Origin of the sequence: Neisseria musculi (assembly GCF_014297595.2) — a bacterium.
Lineage (GTDB): Bacteria > Pseudomonadota > Gammaproteobacteria > Burkholderiales > Neisseriaceae > Neisseria > Neisseria musculi.
Genome location: NZ_CP060414.2, coordinates 1,503,297 through 1,520,451 on the forward strand (window position 1 = coordinate 1,503,297; position 17,155 = coordinate 1,520,451).

A 17,155-nucleotide genomic window follows, 5' to 3' on the forward strand; every position below is an offset into this window, starting at 1 on the left:
AAATATGCGAAAAACCAAAGCCGAAGCCATGAAAACGCGCGAGTATCTGATACTGGCAGCACTCGACACTTTCTACCAAAAAGGCGTTGCCCGCGCCTCGCTCAACGAAATCGCCCAAAATGCCGGTGTTACACGGGGAGCCTTATACTGGCATTTCAAAAACAAAGAAGATTTGTTCGATGCCCTCTTCCAACGCCTGTGCGATGAGGTTGCCGGCAGCTTGGAAGCCGATCTGAACAACGATGATGCCGATATGTGGGAAAATATGCACGTCAGCCTTATCAATATGCTGCACCGCATAGAAAACGACCCCATACACTACAAATTCAGCAGCGTACTGCATTTAAAGTGCGAGCGTACCGATCAAAACCAGGCCATTACCGCCGTTATCGATAAATATGAAAATATGTGGCACGATCTGTTGGATGCCATCTTGAAGCAATGCATCAAACAGCACTCCCTGCCCGCCGACTTAGATACCGCGCTCGCCCGGCTTTATCTGAAATCGGCCATTCACGGCCTGATCTATCAGCGGCTGGTCAATCCCGAGCGCGCCTCCCTGAAGGAAAACGGCCCGCGCTTCGTGCAGGCAGTACTCGGCAGCCTCAGGCAATGCCCCACCCTGCGCAAGCCTCCCGCTTAATCCTGCTTTCAAAAAACTGAAACTTTTATAAAGCTCAAAAACCTATCTGCGGTTGCTCCCACTCCGGCCGCCGCCGGGAAGTTTCAGACGGCCGAACACTGAAAGCCGAGCCTTGTGTTGTTTACAGCATTAAAAAAGCAAAACAACCGGAAATCTCTGTCGCATTCACAAGCACCGCAAAAGTTTCGCTTGCCGTCATTCCCGCGCGGGCAATGCCTGATTCTTCAGTATCCAAACACCTGTTTAACCGGTATTTCAATATTTTCATTCGGATTTCCGCCGGCACGAAACTGATGATATTCAAACCTTTCAGACGGCATTGAAGATACTTTTGCAAAAGTCGGGCCGTCTGAAACAAGGGGACGCGGGCTTTCAGACGGCCTATCATGAATCCGCTTCATTTTCGGCGCAAAACAGCAAACCGCAGGCAGCATGAATCATACGAAACAGGTGCTGCCGCTTCACAGGCTTAAAAAACGCTCTCTCTTTAAGCGGGCGGCAGAGCAATGCCGCAACGGAATAGCGGGTTCGTGATACAAAGCGGCGGGCTTGCAGATATACAAACCGTGTAGCAAAGCTGCCCGATACTGTCGTTTTAAAGCGAGCAGCCACAACCGCCATTTGCCAAACGGCATTTTCCCAACGCTCCGCCCAAAATACAGTAAAGGCCGTCTGAAACCCTATTTTCAGACGGCCTGGATATTATCCGGCGTTTAACCGCCGATACCGTTTTCTTTCAAGATTTTTTCAATCTGCTCCTGAACTTTCTGCTGCTTAACCTGCTGTGCCAAAAGCGGTTTCACCTGCTCGAACGGCGGGGCTTCGGGATTGCGTTCCAAAGCAGCCAGTTTGAACAGATAAAATTTCCCGTTCATCTCGACAGGCTCGCGGCTGACCTGGCCGCGCGTCATGCCCCCAACCAGTTTCGCCATCTCCGGTGCCAACTGCTGCTGCGGGATAAAATCCGAAAACCCTTGTTCGGAGTTGGGATAACGCTTCATCAACCCGTCAAACGACAAGCCTTTCAGCAATAACTCCTGAGCTTTGCGCGCCTCCTCGGCAGTGGCAAAATACACCTGCTGCAATTTCACTACTCGGGTTTGCCGATCATAGCCTTCGCGCAGCTCTGCCTCGCTGGTTTCAGTGTTCCGCTCCAAGTAAAGTGCATACTGCATGGCATAAAATTGCGCCTCTACATTTTTAAACTGATTCTGCACTTCGGCATCTTTGTGCAAACCTGCTGTGAATGCCTCGTTCTTCAGCACCTCGGCTGTTTGCAGCTGCAAAATCACGTTTTTGCGTATTGCCGCACCATCGGGACGCTGAGTACCGGGCATACCGTCTGCCTGCTGCAACACTTGGGCAACCATACTGTCGATACGCCCCTGGTCGATTTCAGGCACCTTGCCAACAGCCGGCCCGACCGCCGCCAACACCGCCGCAACCACCAAAGTAGTGTATTTTTGTTTCATCTTAGCCGCTCCTTCCACTGTAAACGCACCTGCATACCGTTGTAACGCTGCACCAGCCATGCCTGCAGGCGTTGTTTTTCTTTTTCAGACGGCATTTCTGCCGTTTCCATCGAAACCATCACCACCTGCCTGTTGTTTTCTATGGCGGCTCCATCATTCTTTTCTGCCGTTTCTCCGTCCGCTGCTTCTTTTGCCTGCCCTGCCCTCTCCCACACCATACCGCGTCCGATGATAATGGTGTCGGCCTCCGGATATTGGGCTTGTATTTCTTTCAAAACAGCTTCATCCTCGGAGTGGTTTTTTATTGCTAAAACAGAGTCAATATCTGCCCCGCCCTTCAATTCGGCAATATGATTTTGCGATTTTTCCAATTCCTGTTTCATCTCATTCAAATCAGTATTGCCGCCCGCATACAGAACCTTAATCTGCGGTGATGACACACCTGCCGCTTCCAGACGCTGCTTAAGCAGTTGGGTAACTCTGTCAGAATTTCCCGTGCCGTTGATAATCAAGCCGACCAGTTTCTCCTTGTGGTTGAATAAACTGCGCAATATATAAAAACCTTCCTGCTGCTGTACTGCCTTAACCGCCGCAGAAGCTTTGGTGTTAAACAGCTCCTGCTTCACCAAACCTGCTGCCAGATAGCCGCTCGGCACCATTACCGCCAATACCACCACAGCAATCACAATACGGTGCAGCTTTCTCCGGGAATCGGTTACCAGCCCTCTGCGCGGCAGTTTCAGCAATTTGGCAAAAAGCAATGTGGAAAAAGCAATAAACACACAGTTGATGCAAAACAGGTAAAACGCACCGAAAAAATAATGCCAGTTGCCGTGTGCCAATCCGAAACCGGCAGTGCACAACGGCGGCATCAATGCAGTCGCAATCGCCACGCCCGGAATGGCATTGCCGCCCTCCTTGCGGGTAATCGCCACAATACCCGCACTACCGCCGAAAAAGGCAATCAACACGTCCCAAAGGTTGGGCTGCGTGCGCGCCAACAGCTCGCTTTGCGCTTCTTGCAGGGGCGTAACCGAAAAATACACGGTGGCCGTAAACAAACTGATGGCCACGAAAATGGCGATATTGCGCAAGGCTTGGCGGATTAATCCCATATCGCCCACTGCCGCACCGTAGCCCATGCCCACAATCGGTCCCATCAGCGGCGAAATCAGCATTGCACCGATAATCACGGCGGTACTGTTCACATTCAGGCCGATGCTCGCCACCGCGATGGCAAATATCAATACCCACATATTCGTACCCGACACGCGGACATTGGCACGGATAGCGGCATCGATTTTATCGGGATGCGCCTGATCGTGGCGCAGGCTGAATACGTCTTGCAGCCTAGCCATAGCATTGTCGCCTGGCGGGGTTTCTTGAGTTTCCACTTCTTTACAACCAATTGTTAAATATGAAATTTATTTATATTGTTTTAAAAAGGCGGCAGAAAAAAGGGGATTTCAGCCGCCAAAATTGATGATAGAGATCCCCCCGGCTGCTTATCTGACATTCTGAATTTTTGCTTTCCGGTAGAGCGACTCAATCGCACCATCTATACGAACCGCCTGTAATTCGTGTGCAATACCGTTTTTCGCAGCCTCATAACCCGGCACTTTGGCGGCACGTTTGTCATTAATGTAAAACACACCATACAAGCCGTTGCCGTCTTCCAGCGGGGTAGTGGTGTATCCGCCTTTATTCAGGTTTTTCACCGCCGCATAAACAACGGGTGCGCTCTGCTCCAAATCTTTCAGGTTTACATAAGCGGCATTCAAACCGCCGGTTTGTTTGCCGCGCGGATCTACCGTATATTGCCCGGCAACGGCTTTAAAATCTTTCTTGACTTTTAAATCGGCGATAGCTTTTTGGGCATCTGCCGCATTACGGGTCAAGATTTCGCCCAATTGCACTTCACTGCTGCCCTGATAAAACTTACTGAAATCACCGTAAGCTTTTTTCACATCACTTTCGGCAACAGGATTATTGCGCAACACATAGGCGATATAGGCTTGGTTTTGCAAGGCGGTTTCAAATGCCTGCCACTGCCGGGAAAACCCGGGTTTCTTATCTTCGCCGTTCTGCTTTGCGGCAGCGCGCACCTGCTCCAATGCCTGTTTATATTCGGCAGACTGATCCAATTTCAGACGTTTCGCCTCCTGCGCTGCCAAAGTCATCGTTACCTGGCGTTCGATCAGGCTGCGGCGCAACACCTGGTTGTCTTGAACCTGCGGGCTTTGACTCCTCAGCAATTGCACTTGATGGTCGATGTCTTGGCTGTCTATTTTGGTACCGTTTACGGTTACGATAGTTTGCGCCATCAAGCTGCCCGCAGCCAACAACAACGCTGCCGCAGATGCAAAATAAGTTTTCTTCATGATTGCTCTCTGATTATTTTAAAAATAAATCGTTAAATATTAATCGGATTAACCGAAACGTTTTTTAATGAAAATATTCTTCGGGCGTAACTGCTTTAATGCTCAAAGCGTGTATCAGGCCGTCTGAAAACAAATCCTGCAATAAATCTTTAACCATACGCTGGCGGCCGACCCGGCTCACGCCCGCAAACGCCTCTCCTGCCACAACTACAGCATAGTGCCCGCCACCCCGGTTTCCCGCATGGCCGGCATGCAGATGGCTGTCATCGCGAAACGCACACAACTGCAAGCCGAGCTGTTTCAGACGGCCTTCAATAATTGCCTGCATATCCATTATTTAAACACGGCCTTAAACGGTTTGATCAACACTTCCTCATATACACCCGCTTCCACATAAGGATCCTGCTCCGCCCACTCTTGTGCATCATCCAATGATGCAAATTTGGCAACAATCAAACTGCCCGACACCCGTTCGGGATTGTCCGGCAAAGGATTGGGCCCCGCCGTCAGCAAACGGCCTTCTGCCTGCAACGCCTCCAAACGCTTCAAATGGTTCGGACGCGCAGCCATACGCGCATCGTGCATCTCTTGCCCATCCGTAGCCAGCAACATGTAATATTCCATAAAATCAATCCTCCCGAGACAGATGGCGGCTCAAATACACGCCCTGTCCGATAACAAAAAAAACCATCAGGCCCGTTGAACCGAACAATTTATAATTAACCCATTGCGCTTCAGTAAACATATAGGCAACCGCAATATTGGCAATGCCCATAAACACCAAAAAAACTACCCAAATCCAAGCCAGTTTGCGCCATATCCGCCCGTCAAGCTGCAACTCTTTGCCCATCACAGCCTTCAAACCATTTTTACCCAAAAGCTCCCCCAAACCCAAAACCAACGCACCCGCCCAAAACAACACAGTAGGCTTCCACATAATAAAACGCGGATCGCGCAGTAAAATGGTTGCCCCACCGAATACCACAATCAAAACCAAGCCCACCCATTGCATCGTATCGAGCTTTTTATACTTCAGCCAGACAACCCCCGCCTGCAGCACCCCTGCAACCACAGCAGCAGCCGTTGCCCACACAATATTTTTGGTTAATGTGTAAACTGCAAAAAACAGAACCACAGCGATTAAATCGCTTAAAATCTTCATATCTTGCCAAACAAACCTAAGGTAAAATAATGCGCTATGATACAGGCAGACGAACTCTTTTGCATTACTTATGTCAATGGTAACAATAAACCGGCAGGCCGTCTGAAAAACAGGCCGATTATCCGATTTTCCCCCGTTTGCAACAGAAAGTGGTTATAAAGTTGCATACTTTGGTTTATTGTTTACATAAATTATCAATTTTACTTGGCAGAGTAGGCGGTTAGCATATATCATGCTGCCTATAAATATTAGTCTATTTACAGGCAGCTCGGCTGCATACTCGAACAGGGGTCATAATTTGAAGAACAATCACAAAATCAAACTGATTGCTGCCTCTCTCGCGCTAACAACGTCATTTTCGGCAGTTGGCGGGCTGGGCGGCTTGAATGTTCAATCCAATCTAGGCGAACCGTTTTCCGGCACGGTAACGGTAACGGGGGAGGAGGCTCGAATCCTACTGAACGGCGGCCATGCATCGCTTTCAGACGGCAATTTACGCGCCAGCGTTAGAAAATCCGGCAACAACGCCGTTATCAACATCCGCTCCGGTGCACCGGTAAACAACCCTGTTTTAGTATTCCAGGTAGGTGTAGGCTCACAATCACGCCAATACACCGCCATTATCGACCCTGCCGATTATCCTGCAGAAAGCAGCGGCTCTACCGGCGTGCAACCCGAAAATAGCGTTCAGACGGCCCAAACCCAAACCGATGAAACCGCCGCCCGTGCAGAAATATCCACCTCTGCGGCAACCAAAGCCAAGCTGAAAGCCCAAAAAACACAAGAACAAACCCGCAAGGAGCAGCAAAAAGCTGCCGCAGCCGAACGCGGAAAATTGCGCGAACAAGCTGTTGCTGAGCGTAAATCCGAACCGCCCCGGGGCAATTACAAAGTTACCCGCGGTGAAACACTTACTTCTATCGCCAGCCAAATCCGGCCGGCCGGTTTGAGCATACGCGACACCATTGCCGCCATCATGACGGCCAACCCAGAAATCTTTCCGACCCGCAATGCCAACCAAATTCTTGCCGGTCGTGTATTGAATATTCCTTCACCCGAAGAATTGAAACGCTTGGCCAAACAACCTACTCCCACCCTGAAAGAGCAGGCCGGCCAAGCATCCCAACCTACCGAAGCTTCCGCCCCTATCGAAACCGCAGCAGCTTCAGCTCCAGTCTCTCTCCCTTCAACAGACTCAACAACTGCCACAGCATCCGCCCCACAAGCATCGGAACCGGCAATTGCAACTATTGACAGCGTAGTTTCAGAGCCTTCAACTTCTGCAGAATCTACTACTTCTGCATCTATGGCAGCAACAGCCCAACCCACAGAGCCCGCTTCTGAAGAAAACAGCAGCTTATGGCGCTGGCTACTATTCTCAGGCTTAGGGGCTATCGCCTTATGGTTGCTACTAAAACTGATAAGCAAGAAAAAAGCCACTGCCGGCGGTATAACTGAGAGCGGCAATGATAGCATTGTAACTGACAGCCACACTGATACGGACGGCGAATACAAAGCACCCGACCCCGCACCTGAAACAGAAAACCGTACAGAGCAGCCCAAAACCTACCCCAACGATGAAGCCAAATCATCTGTAGAAACAATCCCAGCAGCCACTACAACAGCTGCCGCAACCCAATCCAAAGCCGAAGATGACAGCTTGGACATGGAAGACGATTTCGATGATATTTTCTTCAGCGAAACCGAAACTGCCCCTGTAGAAAAAACCGAAGGCAACTTCAACTTGGATTTAGGTTCGATTGATCGCGAACAGGCCGGCATTGTATCCGGCGCACTGACCCAAGACGAAGAAACCCAAAAACGAGAATATGCCGATTGGGACAATATTGAATCAACCGAGAGCGTTTATGAGCCTGAAACCGAAAGTGAATACCAACATGTAGCCGTTGAGTTTAATGCCGGCGAAGATGTAACTGAAAACCAGAAAGCCACCACAGCCACAGAACACGAATCAATCGATTCCGTTATTGAAACAGTTGAAACAACTGTACTAGATACACCGCTTCAGGTTTCTGACGATATCGTTACCGACCAAACCGCCGACAATAAAGAACAGCGTTTGGCACCAATCGAAACTATTACAGTTCCAGAATTAGAAGTTGAAACGGCTGGAATTGATGCGTTACCACGCGCAGACAAAACCGATACACCGATATTAGAAGCCCAACTCGAAACCACTACCGAGCAGCTTTCTTCATCCGTTGAAGTTGCAGAGAATAACCAACCTGAGACTATTCATGCTTCTGGGTCTGCTTTCTCCCCAACCAAAGCAGAGCAACCTGAATCTTATACAAGAGAGTCCGCTTGGGCAGCTGTCTCTCTGCAAGAGAATGGTTTTACCTACCAAGACGAAGAAGATTTCGATAACACGGTTAATCTCTCCACCGATGATGAAGAAACTATCGAATGGGAAAGCATCAGTGTAGAAGACAGTTCACGCAGCGATGATGTTTTTATCTCCGAATCGGTTGGCATGACCGCTCCCTTGGAAGCAAAATACGAACTGGCACAAATGTATGTTGAAATCGGCGACCCCGAAGCAGCAAAAGAAACCCTGCAAGAATTGTTAGAAGAATCCAGCGGCATTATTCTGGAAAAAGCTAAAACCATGCTTGCTGAATTAGATAAATAATACCTCCTATTTTAAAATATGGGGCTGTACTAGATAACTAGGGAAATTTAACTTCAGGTTAGAATAATCCCTATGAGAAAAAGTCGTTTAAGTCAGTACAAGCAAAACAAACTGATTGAACTATTTGTTGCAGGTGTTACCGCCCGCACAGCGGCGCAATTAGTTAGCGTCAATAAAAATACCGCTGCCTATTACTTCCACCGTTTGCGCTTACTTATCTATCACAACAGCCCGCATCTGGAAATGCTTGATGGTGAAGTAGAAGTTGATGAAAGCTATTTTGGCGGACAACGCAAAGGCAAACGTGGTCGCGGTGCGGCTGGCAAAGTGGCTGTATTCGGGCTTTTGAAGCGTAATGGTAAGGTTTACACCGTTGCCGTACCCAATACACAAACTGCGACTTTATTGCCAATTATCCGCGAGCAAGTGAAGCCTGATAGCATTGTTTATACCGATTGTTACAAAAGTTATGACGTTCTTGATGTGAGCGAATTTTCACATTTTCGGATCAATCACAGCACACATTTTGCTGAGCGACAAAATCACATTAACGGAATTGAGAACTTTTGGAACCAAGCAAAACGCCATTTACGCAAGTTTAACGGCATTCCCAAAGAGCATTTTGAACTGTATTTGAAAGAGTGTGAATGGCGTTTTAACAACAGTGAGATAAAATTTCAAATTTCTATTTTAAAACAATTAGTAAAGCAGGATTTGTTCTAGTTATCTAGGACAGCCCCTAAAATATAGAAAGGCTTACTAGATTATCCCTAAATTTCACACCATTTTCGCAACGTTTTTAGCTGTTTACTTAGTGTAGAATTTAGGGATAATCTAGTACAGATCAAAAATATTTGTCAAACAAAATGATAAACCACGTACACATATTTGCAGGTTTTCAATCCCCTATTAAGAATCACTAGACATTGCTTTTACCATCGCAATGATTTTTCCATTCATTTGCTTTATGATAGACAATAATTGCTATATTGAGGGATTAGCTTATCAAATCGCTCCATAAAAATTCGCCGTTTAGGACGAAACCTGATAAAACTTGCTCACCGTACAAACGATGAATTTTTTCATCTGCTATAACCCAAATTCATCATTTATATCTGTGCTTTGCGCGTGTATATCTGTACTTTGCGCGTGTAGCTTTCTGCTGTTGTCGCTACCGCTCTTCCTGTGGTTTATATCAGCCTCTCCTACCCATGCACTATAGCACACAGGCGGGATAGCCGGCGCCCAAGATACGCGGCCCGTGTGCACCGGTTGCGTGGTAAGGATTGCCGGATACGCGGTTTACCCAAGCGGCGGCCAGCCAACCAAATGCAGCTGCCTCCACCCATTGCGGGTCGAGATTAAGCGCAGCAGTGCTGTGCAAACTAACGCCGGCGGCAGTAAAACGCTTATTCAGGTTTTCCATCAATGCCGTATTGCGGATACCGCCGCCACAAACATAGATATTACGCACAGCTGGCGCGGCAGTAGTTACGGCATTATGAATGCTTTGCACAGTGAATTCAAGTAAGGTTCTCAGCACATCATGCGGGTTGAGGCCGTCTGAAAGCTGTGGCAACAGCCATGGCAGCGAAAACAGCTCGCGGCCGGTGCTTTTCGGATACGGACGGGCAAAATAGGGGTGGGCCAGCCATTGCGCGAGCAAACTGTCCAACACCCTGCCCTGCACGGCTTTTGCGCCGTTTTTATCGAAGGGAAGCTGCCAGATATGGTTTACCCATGCATCCATCAACATATTGCCCGGCCCAGTGTCGAATCCGAAAGCCGCCCCCTGCGGTGGCAGCACGCTGATGTTGGCAATGCCGCCGATATTGAGCACTACGCGGGTTTCGTTCGCGCTGCCGAACACGGTTTCGTGAAAAGCGGGCACCAGTGGCGCCCCCTGCCCGCCCGCCGCCAGATCGCGGCTGCGGAAATTGCCCACGGTCAAGATGCCGCTCTTTTCAGCTAACAATGCCAAATCGGCCAACTGTATGCTATAACCGCTTTCGGGAGCATGGCGCACGGTTTGGCCGTGGCAGCCGAGTGCGGTGATGTTGTGCGGAGGAATACCGGCGCGTTGCAGCAGCTCTGCTGCCGTTTGTGCATACAGAACGGCCAATTCTTGTGCCAGTATTGCGCTTCGGTGCAGCTCGTTGAAACCTATGTTTTGCAGATTGAGCAAATCGTTTTTCAGACGGCCGCAATAGGGAAGAAAAGCATGGGACTCGGCAGCCAGCCAACGGGTTTTATCCATACGCACCAGCACGGCATCCACGCCGTCCATGCTGGTACCGGACATCAGCCCGATATAGAGTTGTTCGTTCATGATTGCCGCAGGCCGTCTGAAAAAAATGCCATTGTAACCTATTTGTAGTGCGCCGATAAAACATCTCTGCGCCTGCTTCTGCTGCGCAATACCACCATACTGAAAAGGGCAGATGCCATGCATCGACATGAATATAACTTCTGAAAACATTTGTTAAGTATTCCATGACGCAGAGCGGCAATGGCTTTATAATGGAATTGAAGATAAAACGCCGCGCCGAAGCACAGCGTTTGGCTTGCCGGCAATCTTTGCAATTTTCCCGTAACCCAAGGTTCAAACAGGATGAACGCATCTTACATTCAAAAAATCAACTTTGCTTTTGCTGCACTGCTCATCGGCATGGTCGGCTATTTTATTTTCTGGGGCTTGGGTTACACTAACCACAACCACGTTATGCTGTTTTTGCTGGCTACGCTGTTTGGGGTGTTTATGGCTTTCAACATCGGCGGCAATGATGTGGCCAATTCGTTCGGCACCAGTGTTGGCGCAGGCACGCTCACCATCCCTCAGGCACTGCTGATTGCCGCCATCTTCGAAGTGAGCGGCGCGGTGATTGCCGGCGGCGAAGTAACCGACACCATACGCAAAGGAATTGTTGACTTGAGGCAAATGCACCTTGAGCCTATGCAGTTTGTGTATATTATGATGTCAGCACTATTGGCTGCCGCACTGTGGCTGCTGTTTGCCACCAAAAAAGGTTTCCCTGTATCAACCACCCATGCCATCATTGGCGGCATTGTCGGCAGCGCACTGTGCTTGGGTGCAATCAGCGGCAGCGACACCTTTGCTTTAATCCAATGGGGCAATTTGGGTGAAATTGCAGTTTCTTGGATACTCTCCCCCATGCTCGGCGGCCTGATTTCATATATTTTATTTTCACAAATCAAAAAACACGTTTTAGACTATAACACCGCAGCAGAAGAAAGCCTGAAAACCATCAAGCAGGAGAAAAAAGCCTATAAAGAGCAGCACCGCCAACATTTCGAAAGCCTCGATGAGTCCAGTAAAATCGAACTGGCCTCCGCTATGGCGCGCGATGCCCAAATTTACGGTGAAACCGATTTAGATCCTGCCGAGCTGGAATCTTCCTACTACAAAGGCCTGTATGACATCGATCACCGCAAAAGCAATATCGATGCCTATAAAGCCCTACATTCGTGGGTGCCGATTATTGCCTCACTCGGCGGCATGATGATTGCGGCCATGCTGATTTTCAAAGGCCTGAAGAACCTGCATTTGGGCATGAGCAGCGTCAGCAGTTATCTGACCATCTTCATGATCGGCGCCGCGATTTGGATGGCAACATTTATCTATGCCAAAACCCTCAAACGCAAAGACTTGAACAAGTCCACCTTTCTGATATTCAGTTGGATGCAGGTGTTTACCGCCGCAGGTTTCGCCTTCAGCCACGGAGCCAATGATATTGCCAATGCTATCGGCCCGTTTGCCGCAATTATGGACGTTTTACGCACCGGCGACATCGGTACCCAAGCTCCCGTTCCGCCCGTGGCCATGCTCACTTTCGGTATTGCCCTGATTGTCGGCCTGTGGTTTATCGGTAAAGAAGTGATTCAAACAGTAGGCACCAGCTTAGCCGAGATGCACCCTTCTTCAGGCTTTGCCGCCGAACTGGCCGCCGCTTCCGTAGTAATGCTGGCTTCGTTAATGGGGTTGCCCGTATCCAGCACACACATTTTGGTTGGGGCCGTTTTAGGCATCGGCCTGGTGAACCGCAATGCCAACTGGGCATTAATGAAACCTATCGGCCTAGCTTGGGTAATTACCCTGCCCGCTTCTGCGGTATTATCTATAGTATGTTTCCTGATTTTGCGCACCCTATTCTGATTTCCGGCACATAAAAAACCGCGTAACCTCATATTTAATCGTTGCGCGGTTTTTTCGGATAACGGTTTTTTTCAAACAACTGATATACGGCATCAGAATCAGCTCCATACTGTCTATACAGCCTTATCTTGCCTGTATTCCTGTGTTAGCTTTGTCAATGAATCCACTTCATTCCTTTACAGCATTGCTTCAGCCTACTATCTCTATACTCTGTCCTGCACCGAAAACACAGTAGATTCGCCATACAAGAACTTTTATCAGATATAACAAACCCGACCCTCAAACAAGACCCGAACTTGGTATTTGGCAGAGAGGAAGGGATTCGAACCCTCGATACGTTATTCACGTATACACGCTTTCCAGGCGTGCGACTTCAACCACTCATCCACCTCTCTAAAGAAAAAGGAATTATACGGGGTTTGCGTTATGCTGGCAATCTCCTGGCGAAGTCTTTTCTCCGGCAGGCCGATACAGGTCTCTGAAAAATACTCTTAAAACTGTCTGAAAGGCTTAAATGCTGTTATTTCTACACAGGCGGACATTCTAGATAAAAATATGGAAATATCGATTAAATAAATACTGGGATACTAAATGCTTGGGTTCCGTCCGTGCTGGCATGGCAGAAAATAAACGGGTTGTGTTTTTTGAATTTTGCAAAGATCTCAGGCTCAAGTTTCAGACGGCTGTCTGAAGCTTGAGCCGTCTGAAACTGTGTATGGCCGGCTCAACCTGCGCTGTTTTTCTTGTTTTCCAATATTTCCCAGCGTTCTAGTTTTTCCTGCAGCAGTATTTCGACTGCTTCTGCCCGCGCCTGCAGTAAACCGGCTTTTTCGTAGTTTTTGAACACTTCGGGAGCGGAAAGCTGCTCATTGATTTCGGCCTGTTCGTTTTCCAAAGTGGTGATTTCTTCGGGCAGCGCATCAAGCTCTCGTTGTTCTTTATAGGAAAGTTTTGCCGTACGGTTGGCTTTGCGCCCGTTGTCTATGTTTGCCGGCGGCTTTTCGATTTTGGTATCCGAGGCCGTCTGAAAGCTTTGTTCGCGCTTTTTGGCATCAAGATAATCTTCATAGCCGCCTATATATTCTTTCAGACGGCCTTTACCTTCAAATACAATGCTTTGTGTGATCACATTATCTAAAAACGCTCTGTCGTGGCTAACCAGAAACACTGTACCCTGATAATCGCGTAAAAGTTCTTCTAAGAGCTCTTGCGTTTCGATGTCCAAATCGTTGGTCGGTTCGTCCAGCACCAGGATGTTGGCGGGCTTGGTGAACAGTTTGGCCAACAGGAGGCGGTTGCGCTCTCCGCCGGAAAGTGAGGAAACGGGGCTTTGTGCGCGGGCCGGATGGAATAAAAAATCTTCGAGATAGCTCATCACGTGCTTTTTCTTGCCGCCGACTTCTATATAATCGTTGCCTTGCCCGAGTGTATAGAACACGGTGTCGTTTTCGTTGAGTGCGCTTCTGAATTGGTCGAAATAGGCTACTTCCTGTTTGCTGCCGATGCGGATGCGGCCGTAGCTTGGCTGCAATTCGCCCAAAATCAGCCTTAAAAAGGTGGTTTTGCCGATGCCGTTAGGGCCGATTAAACCGATTTTGTCGCCGCGCTGAATCACGGTGGAGAATTTGTCGATGATGATTTTGCCGCCGTATTGAAACGAGGCGTGCTCCAGCTCGGCGATGATTTTACCGCTTTTTCCGCCGCTGTCGAGCTTGAAATTAACACGCCCCTGCACATTGCGGCGCTCTGCACGCTGGCGGCGCAATTCTTCCAAACGGCGCACGCGGCCTTCGTTGCGGGTGCGGCGCGCTTCGATGCCTTTGCGTATCCAGGCTTCTTCCTGTGCGTGGAATTTGTCGAACAGACGGTTGTGTTCGGCTTCAACAGCCAATTCTTGCGCTTTCTTCTCGCTGTATTTGGAAAAACTGCCGGAATAGGAACGCAGAATACCGCGGTCGAGTTCGACAATACGCTCTGCAATATTGTCGAGAAAACGGCGGTCGTGTGTGATAACCACGATGCTGCCTTCAAAGGCTTTGAGCAGGTTTTCCAACCATATGATGGCGTTGATGTCGAGATGGTTGGTGGGTTCGTCCAGCAGCAGGATATCGGGCTTCTGCACCCATGCCTGCGCCAGTGCTACACGTTTTTTTTGGCCGCCGGAAAGGTTGCCGATTAATTCGTTTTCAGGCAAACCCAGCTCGCTGACGGCCTGCTTGATGGCGGCATCGAACTGCCAGCCGTTTTGCGCCTCCAGTTCGATCTGCACCTCATGTAGGGCTTTTAATAAAGCATCATTGGTGCCGCTTTCCAGTTCGCGGCTGATGCAGTGGTAGCGGCGCAGAATGCCGCGCAGCCCGCCCAAGCCTTCGGCCACCACATCAAACACACTCTCTGTAGGATTGAAAAACGATTCTTGCGGCACATACACGGTTTTCAGGCCGTTTTGCAGAATCAGCCGCCCCTCATCGGCCTTCTGCACACCTGCCAGAATTTTCAGCAGTGATGATTTGCCTGCTCCGTTGCGGCCGATAAGGCCGACTTTTTCCCCGCTCTCCAGCTGGAACGAGGCTTTATCAAGCAAGGCAACATGGCCAGCGGCGAATGAGAGATTTTCTGCTTGCAGGATGCTCATGGTTTCAAGGTGTGTAAAAAGCCCATATTTTAATAGATGAGGCCGTCTGAAAAAAGCGTTTCAGACGGCCTGACGCCGGGGAGCCGTTATCCGATATAATGGCTGTCTTGATGATTCAAACGTTTTTATTTTATGACCCAACCCGCCGTTTCTATCAAACGCCGCCTGATTGCGCTGCTATACGAAGCACTGCTGGCCGGCGCCGTTGGCGTGCCAGCCATGCTGCTTGCCGGCGTGGCTGCCACTCTGCTTAATACCGTTTCCTATATTTTGGCCAGCTTGGCGGCCATGTTGATTCCGTTAGCGGTGTGGTGGTTTTATTTCAAAGCCAACTGGTATCAAAAAGGACAAACGCTGCCGATGAAAGTATGGGGCATCGGTTTGACCGATGCGGCAGGCGCCCGCCCCCCGCTGCGGCAATTGCGCCTGCGCTTTATGTGGGCGTGTGTGCTGATTATTTTCGTCCCCATGCTGGCTTATTCGGCTTTGCGCCACTTGGGCGGGATACCTCCGAAACCGGCCTTCGGCGCAGCACTGGCTTGGTGGATACTGCCGTGGGGATTCGCTCTGTTCAACCCACAGCGGCAGTTTTTATATGACTATCTGGCCGGAACCCGTTTGGTTGATGTGCGGGGAAAACGCAAAATACAAAATCCCCAAAAATAATATAAAAACAAATCGGTTAAATACGTTATGCCCGGGCTTGATCCGGGCATCTCGCTATCCGGGGCCGGGTTAAATTGGCTCCAATAGAAAAAGCGCACCCAAACAGTACGCTTTTTTAGAAGAAATTTAAATATCTACATCCAAATCAAATGTTACCGCCGGATTGATTGGCCATATAGGTTACGGCCGCTTTCACTTCATCGTCCGTCAGGCTGGCATTTCCGCCTTTTGCCGGCATGAGTGAACCGCTGGGGCCGGTAAAGCCTTCGATTGCGTGTTTGAACAAGATTTCTTTACCCTGCTTGATACGCGGCGCCCATTCATCGTTTTTGGTGATTTTCGGCGCATTGGGAATGGCCGAAGTGGCTCCGTGGCAGGCGGCGCATGAGGTGTCGAACACTTTTTGTCCGTCAGCAGCAGAGACTGCGGCACCGGCAGAATCCGAAGCGGAGCCTGCGGTATCTTCACCTGATGCAGCAGCACCCGAAGCACCGACTGCAGGCGCCTCCAAATTGCCCCCCGACTGGTTCGCCATATAGGCGATGGATCGTTTGAGTTCGTCATCGGTCAAATCGGCCTGGCCGCCTTTGGCCGGCATGGCGTTAAAGCCGTTGAGAGCATTATTGAACAGGGTTTCGAAGCCTTTTGCGATACGCGGCACCCATTCGTTATTATGGGTTACGCGGGGCGCATTGGGAATATTGCCATCGGCAGCGTGGCATTGGATACAGACTTTGTTGAAAATCTGCTCGCCGGTGCGCTGGCCGACAGGCGTGCCGTCTCCCATAGCAACATTGCCTGCAGGCATGATACGGGTTTGGGTGGCAGAGGGCGTTGAAGCCTCCACATCGCTGTAATAGCCGCCGGTAGCCAGCTTGACCAGAAAAAACAATACTGCAAGCAGGATGACGATGCCGCCGATCAGCGGAGTTAACGCAGAGCCTCGGGCTTTGTTGTTGCTTAAGTGGTTCATGTGGTTGGGCCTCGCCGTTTTGGTAGGTTGTGAGGATAAGGGCTTGTAGTTTTTTAAATCTGTTAATTTGCATTAACAATAATTTGCTGGATTATACTGAATTCGCGGCAGCTTTCCAATCTTTAAGTTTAACCTTCCTCAAAAAAATGCCGATTACTACATCAGCCTACACACCCTGCGGGAAAATAGCGCAGCCGTTGCAGCTCCTCCCCGCGAAATAATTTTGCCAAATGAGGTGTTTTGCGTTAATCTGTCGACCTTTACGCACCCATAGCTCAGTTGGAAGAGTGTCAGTTTCCGAAGCTGGAGGTCACAGGTTCGATCCCTGTTGGGTGCGCCAGTTCAACAGTCGGGCAGTGCCGTGTTATGCGGTGCTGCCCGATTGGCTTCCAGGCC

Annotated in this window: 15 protein-coding genes and 2 tRNA genes; 6 read left to right on the forward strand and 11 right to left on the reverse strand. The window is 49.5% G+C overall.

Annotation, left to right across the window (positions count from 1 at the left end; genetic code table 11):
* Nucleotides 1–4: 4 nt before the first annotated feature.
* Complete coding sequence (gene mtrR, locus H7A79_RS07890) at nt 5–643, forward strand: multidrug efflux system transcriptional repressor MtrR (protein ID WP_186999873.1); 639 nt, start codon at nt 5–7, stop codon at nt 641–643.
* Nucleotides 644–764: 121 nt separating this feature from the next.
* On the opposite strand, the gene H7A79_RS07895 is transcribed toward mtrR, so the two are convergent.
* From H7A79_RS07895 to H7A79_RS07925, 7 genes are all read right to left on the reverse strand, one after another.
* Nucleotides 765–911, reverse strand: coding sequence for a hypothetical protein (locus H7A79_RS07895; RefSeq protein WP_186999874.1), 147 nt, complete (start codon nt 909–911; stop codon nt 765–767).
* Between the two features lie 445 nt (nt 912–1,356).
* The gene (locus H7A79_RS07900; RefSeq protein ID WP_186999875.1) at nt 1,357–2,115 is read right to left on the reverse strand and encodes a peptidyl-prolyl cis-trans isomerase; all 759 of its coding nucleotides are present in this window, start codon (nt 2,113–2,115) and stop codon (nt 1,357–1,359) included.
* Nucleotides 2,112–3,473 carry a DUF389 domain-containing protein gene (locus H7A79_RS07905; protein ID WP_186999876.1) on the reverse strand — a complete coding sequence of 454 codons (1,362 nt, stop codon included), beginning with the start codon at nt 3,471–3,473 and terminating at the stop codon, nt 2,112–2,114. The genes H7A79_RS07900 and H7A79_RS07905 overlap by 4 nt, the downstream gene beginning before the upstream one ends.
* A 147-nt stretch (nt 3,474–3,620) precedes the next feature.
* Nucleotides 3,621–4,496 carry a peptidylprolyl isomerase gene (locus tag H7A79_RS07910; protein WP_186999877.1) on the reverse strand — a complete coding sequence of 292 codons (876 nt, stop codon included), beginning with the start codon at nt 4,494–4,496 and terminating at the stop codon, nt 3,621–3,623.
* 64 nt (nt 4,497–4,560) lie between these two features.
* Nucleotides 4,561–4,830, reverse strand: a complete 270-nt coding sequence (locus tag H7A79_RS07915) for a BolA family protein (RefSeq protein ID WP_135033662.1) — start codon at nt 4,828–4,830, stop codon at nt 4,561–4,563.
* Entirely contained in the window at nt 4,830–5,120 is a 291-nt protein-coding gene (locus H7A79_RS07920; protein WP_135033661.1) for a YciI family protein, read from the reverse strand. The genes H7A79_RS07915 and H7A79_RS07920 overlap by 1 nt, the downstream gene beginning before the upstream one ends.
* 4 nt (nt 5,121–5,124) lie before the next feature.
* A complete protein-coding gene (locus H7A79_RS07925; protein ID WP_135033660.1) occupies nt 5,125–5,658 on the reverse strand; it encodes a septation protein A in 534 nt (177 codons plus the stop codon).
* 667 nt (nt 5,659–6,325) lie between these two features.
* Between H7A79_RS07925 and H7A79_RS07930 the strand changes: the two genes are divergently transcribed.
* Both H7A79_RS07930 and H7A79_RS07935 read left to right on the forward strand, forming a co-directional pair.
* Nucleotides 6,326–8,311, forward strand: a complete 1,986-nt coding sequence (locus H7A79_RS07930) for a FimV/HubP family polar landmark protein (RefSeq protein WP_186999879.1) — start codon at nt 6,326–6,328, stop codon at nt 8,309–8,311.
* A 72-nt stretch (nt 8,312–8,383) separates the two neighbouring features.
* Complete coding sequence (locus H7A79_RS07935; RefSeq protein ID WP_186999880.1) at nt 8,384–9,034, forward strand: IS1595 family transposase; 651 nt, start codon at nt 8,384–8,386, stop codon at nt 9,032–9,034.
* Between the two features lie 493 nt (nt 9,035–9,527).
* Here the strand turns inward: H7A79_RS07935 and H7A79_RS07940 are convergent, their stop codons facing one another.
* Nucleotides 9,528–10,640: an anhydro-N-acetylmuramic acid kinase gene (locus H7A79_RS07940; protein ID WP_186999881.1), complete on the reverse strand. Its 1,113-nt coding sequence runs from the start codon at nt 10,638–10,640 to the stop codon at nt 9,528–9,530.
* Nucleotides 10,641–10,922: 282 nt separating this feature from the next.
* Here H7A79_RS07940 and H7A79_RS07945 point away from each other — a divergent pair, with 282 nt between their 5' ends.
* A complete protein-coding gene (locus tag H7A79_RS07945; RefSeq protein WP_186999882.1) occupies nt 10,923–12,485 on the forward strand; it encodes an inorganic phosphate transporter in 1,563 nt (520 codons plus the stop codon).
* 304 nt (nt 12,486–12,789) lie between these two features.
* Here the strand turns inward: H7A79_RS07945 and H7A79_RS07950 are convergent.
* Nucleotides 12,790–12,880, reverse strand: a tRNA-Ser gene (locus H7A79_RS07950).
* Between the two features lie 329 nt (nt 12,881–13,209).
* Entirely contained in the window at nt 13,210–15,120 is a 1,911-nt protein-coding gene (locus H7A79_RS07955) for an ATP-binding cassette domain-containing protein (protein ID WP_186999883.1), read from the reverse strand.
* A gap of 132 nt (nt 15,121–15,252) precedes the next feature.
* On the opposite strand from H7A79_RS07955, the gene H7A79_RS07960 reads away from it, so the two are divergent.
* Complete coding sequence (locus tag H7A79_RS07960; RefSeq protein WP_186999884.1) at nt 15,253–15,786, forward strand: RDD family protein; 534 nt, start codon at nt 15,253–15,255, stop codon at nt 15,784–15,786.
* A gap of 145 nt (nt 15,787–15,931) precedes the next feature.
* On the opposite strand, the gene H7A79_RS07965 is transcribed toward H7A79_RS07960, so the two are convergent.
* On the reverse strand, nt 15,932–16,759 hold the full coding sequence (locus tag H7A79_RS07965) for a c-type cytochrome (RefSeq protein ID WP_186999885.1): 828 nt from the start codon (nt 16,757–16,759) through the stop codon (nt 15,932–15,934).
* 264 nt (nt 16,760–17,023) lie between these two features.
* Between H7A79_RS07965 and H7A79_RS07970 the strand changes: the two genes are divergently transcribed.
* Nucleotides 17,024–17,099: transfer RNA gene (locus H7A79_RS07970), tRNA-Arg, on the forward strand.
* The last annotated feature ends 56 nt before the right edge of the window (nt 17,100–17,155 follow it).

What these genes read in the sequence shown, in the direction of transcription:
- H7A79_RS07925 (WP_135033660.1), bottom strand. Translation starts at nt 5,658, where the DNA reads ATGAAGATTTTAAGCGATTTAATCGCTGTGGTTCTGTTTTTTGCAGTT.
- mtrR (WP_186999873.1), top strand. Translation starts at nt 5, where the DNA reads ATGCGAAAAACCAAAGCCGAAGCCATGAAAACGCGCGAGTATCTGATA.
- H7A79_RS07900 (WP_186999875.1), bottom strand. Translation starts at nt 2,115, where the DNA reads ATGAAACAAAAATACACTACTTTGGTGGTTGCGGCGGTGTTGGCGGCG.
- H7A79_RS07895 (WP_186999874.1), bottom strand. Translation starts at nt 911, where the DNA reads ATGAAAATATTGAAATACCGGTTAAACAGGTGTTTGGATACTGAAGAA.
- H7A79_RS07935 (WP_186999880.1), top strand. Translation starts at nt 8,384, where the DNA reads ATGAGAAAAAGTCGTTTAAGTCAGTACAAGCAAAACAAACTGATTGAA.
- H7A79_RS07945 (WP_186999882.1), top strand. Translation starts at nt 10,923, where the DNA reads ATGAACGCATCTTACATTCAAAAAATCAACTTTGCTTTTGCTGCACTG.
- H7A79_RS07965 (WP_186999885.1), bottom strand. Translation starts at nt 16,759, where the DNA reads ATGAACCACTTAAGCAACAACAAAGCCCGAGGCTCTGCGTTAACTCCG.
- H7A79_RS07920 (WP_135033661.1), bottom strand. Translation starts at nt 5,120, where the DNA reads ATGGAATATTACATGTTGCTGGCTACGGATGGGCAAGAGATGCACGAT.
- H7A79_RS07915 (WP_135033662.1), bottom strand. Translation starts at nt 4,830, where the DNA reads ATGGATATGCAGGCAATTATTGAAGGCCGTCTGAAACAGCTCGGCTTG.
- H7A79_RS07905 (WP_186999876.1), bottom strand. Translation starts at nt 3,473, where the DNA reads ATGGCTAGGCTGCAAGACGTATTCAGCCTGCGCCACGATCAGGCGCAT.
- H7A79_RS07960 (WP_186999884.1), top strand. Translation starts at nt 15,253, where the DNA reads ATGACCCAACCCGCCGTTTCTATCAAACGCCGCCTGATTGCGCTGCTA.
- H7A79_RS07910 (WP_186999877.1), bottom strand. Translation starts at nt 4,496, where the DNA reads ATGAAGAAAACTTATTTTGCATCTGCGGCAGCGTTGTTGTTGGCTGCG.
- H7A79_RS07955 (WP_186999883.1), bottom strand. Translation starts at nt 15,120, where the DNA reads ATGAGCATCCTGCAAGCAGAAAATCTCTCATTCGCCGCTGGCCATGTT.
- H7A79_RS07940 (WP_186999881.1), bottom strand. Translation starts at nt 10,640, where the DNA reads ATGAACGAACAACTCTATATCGGGCTGATGTCCGGTACCAGCATGGAC.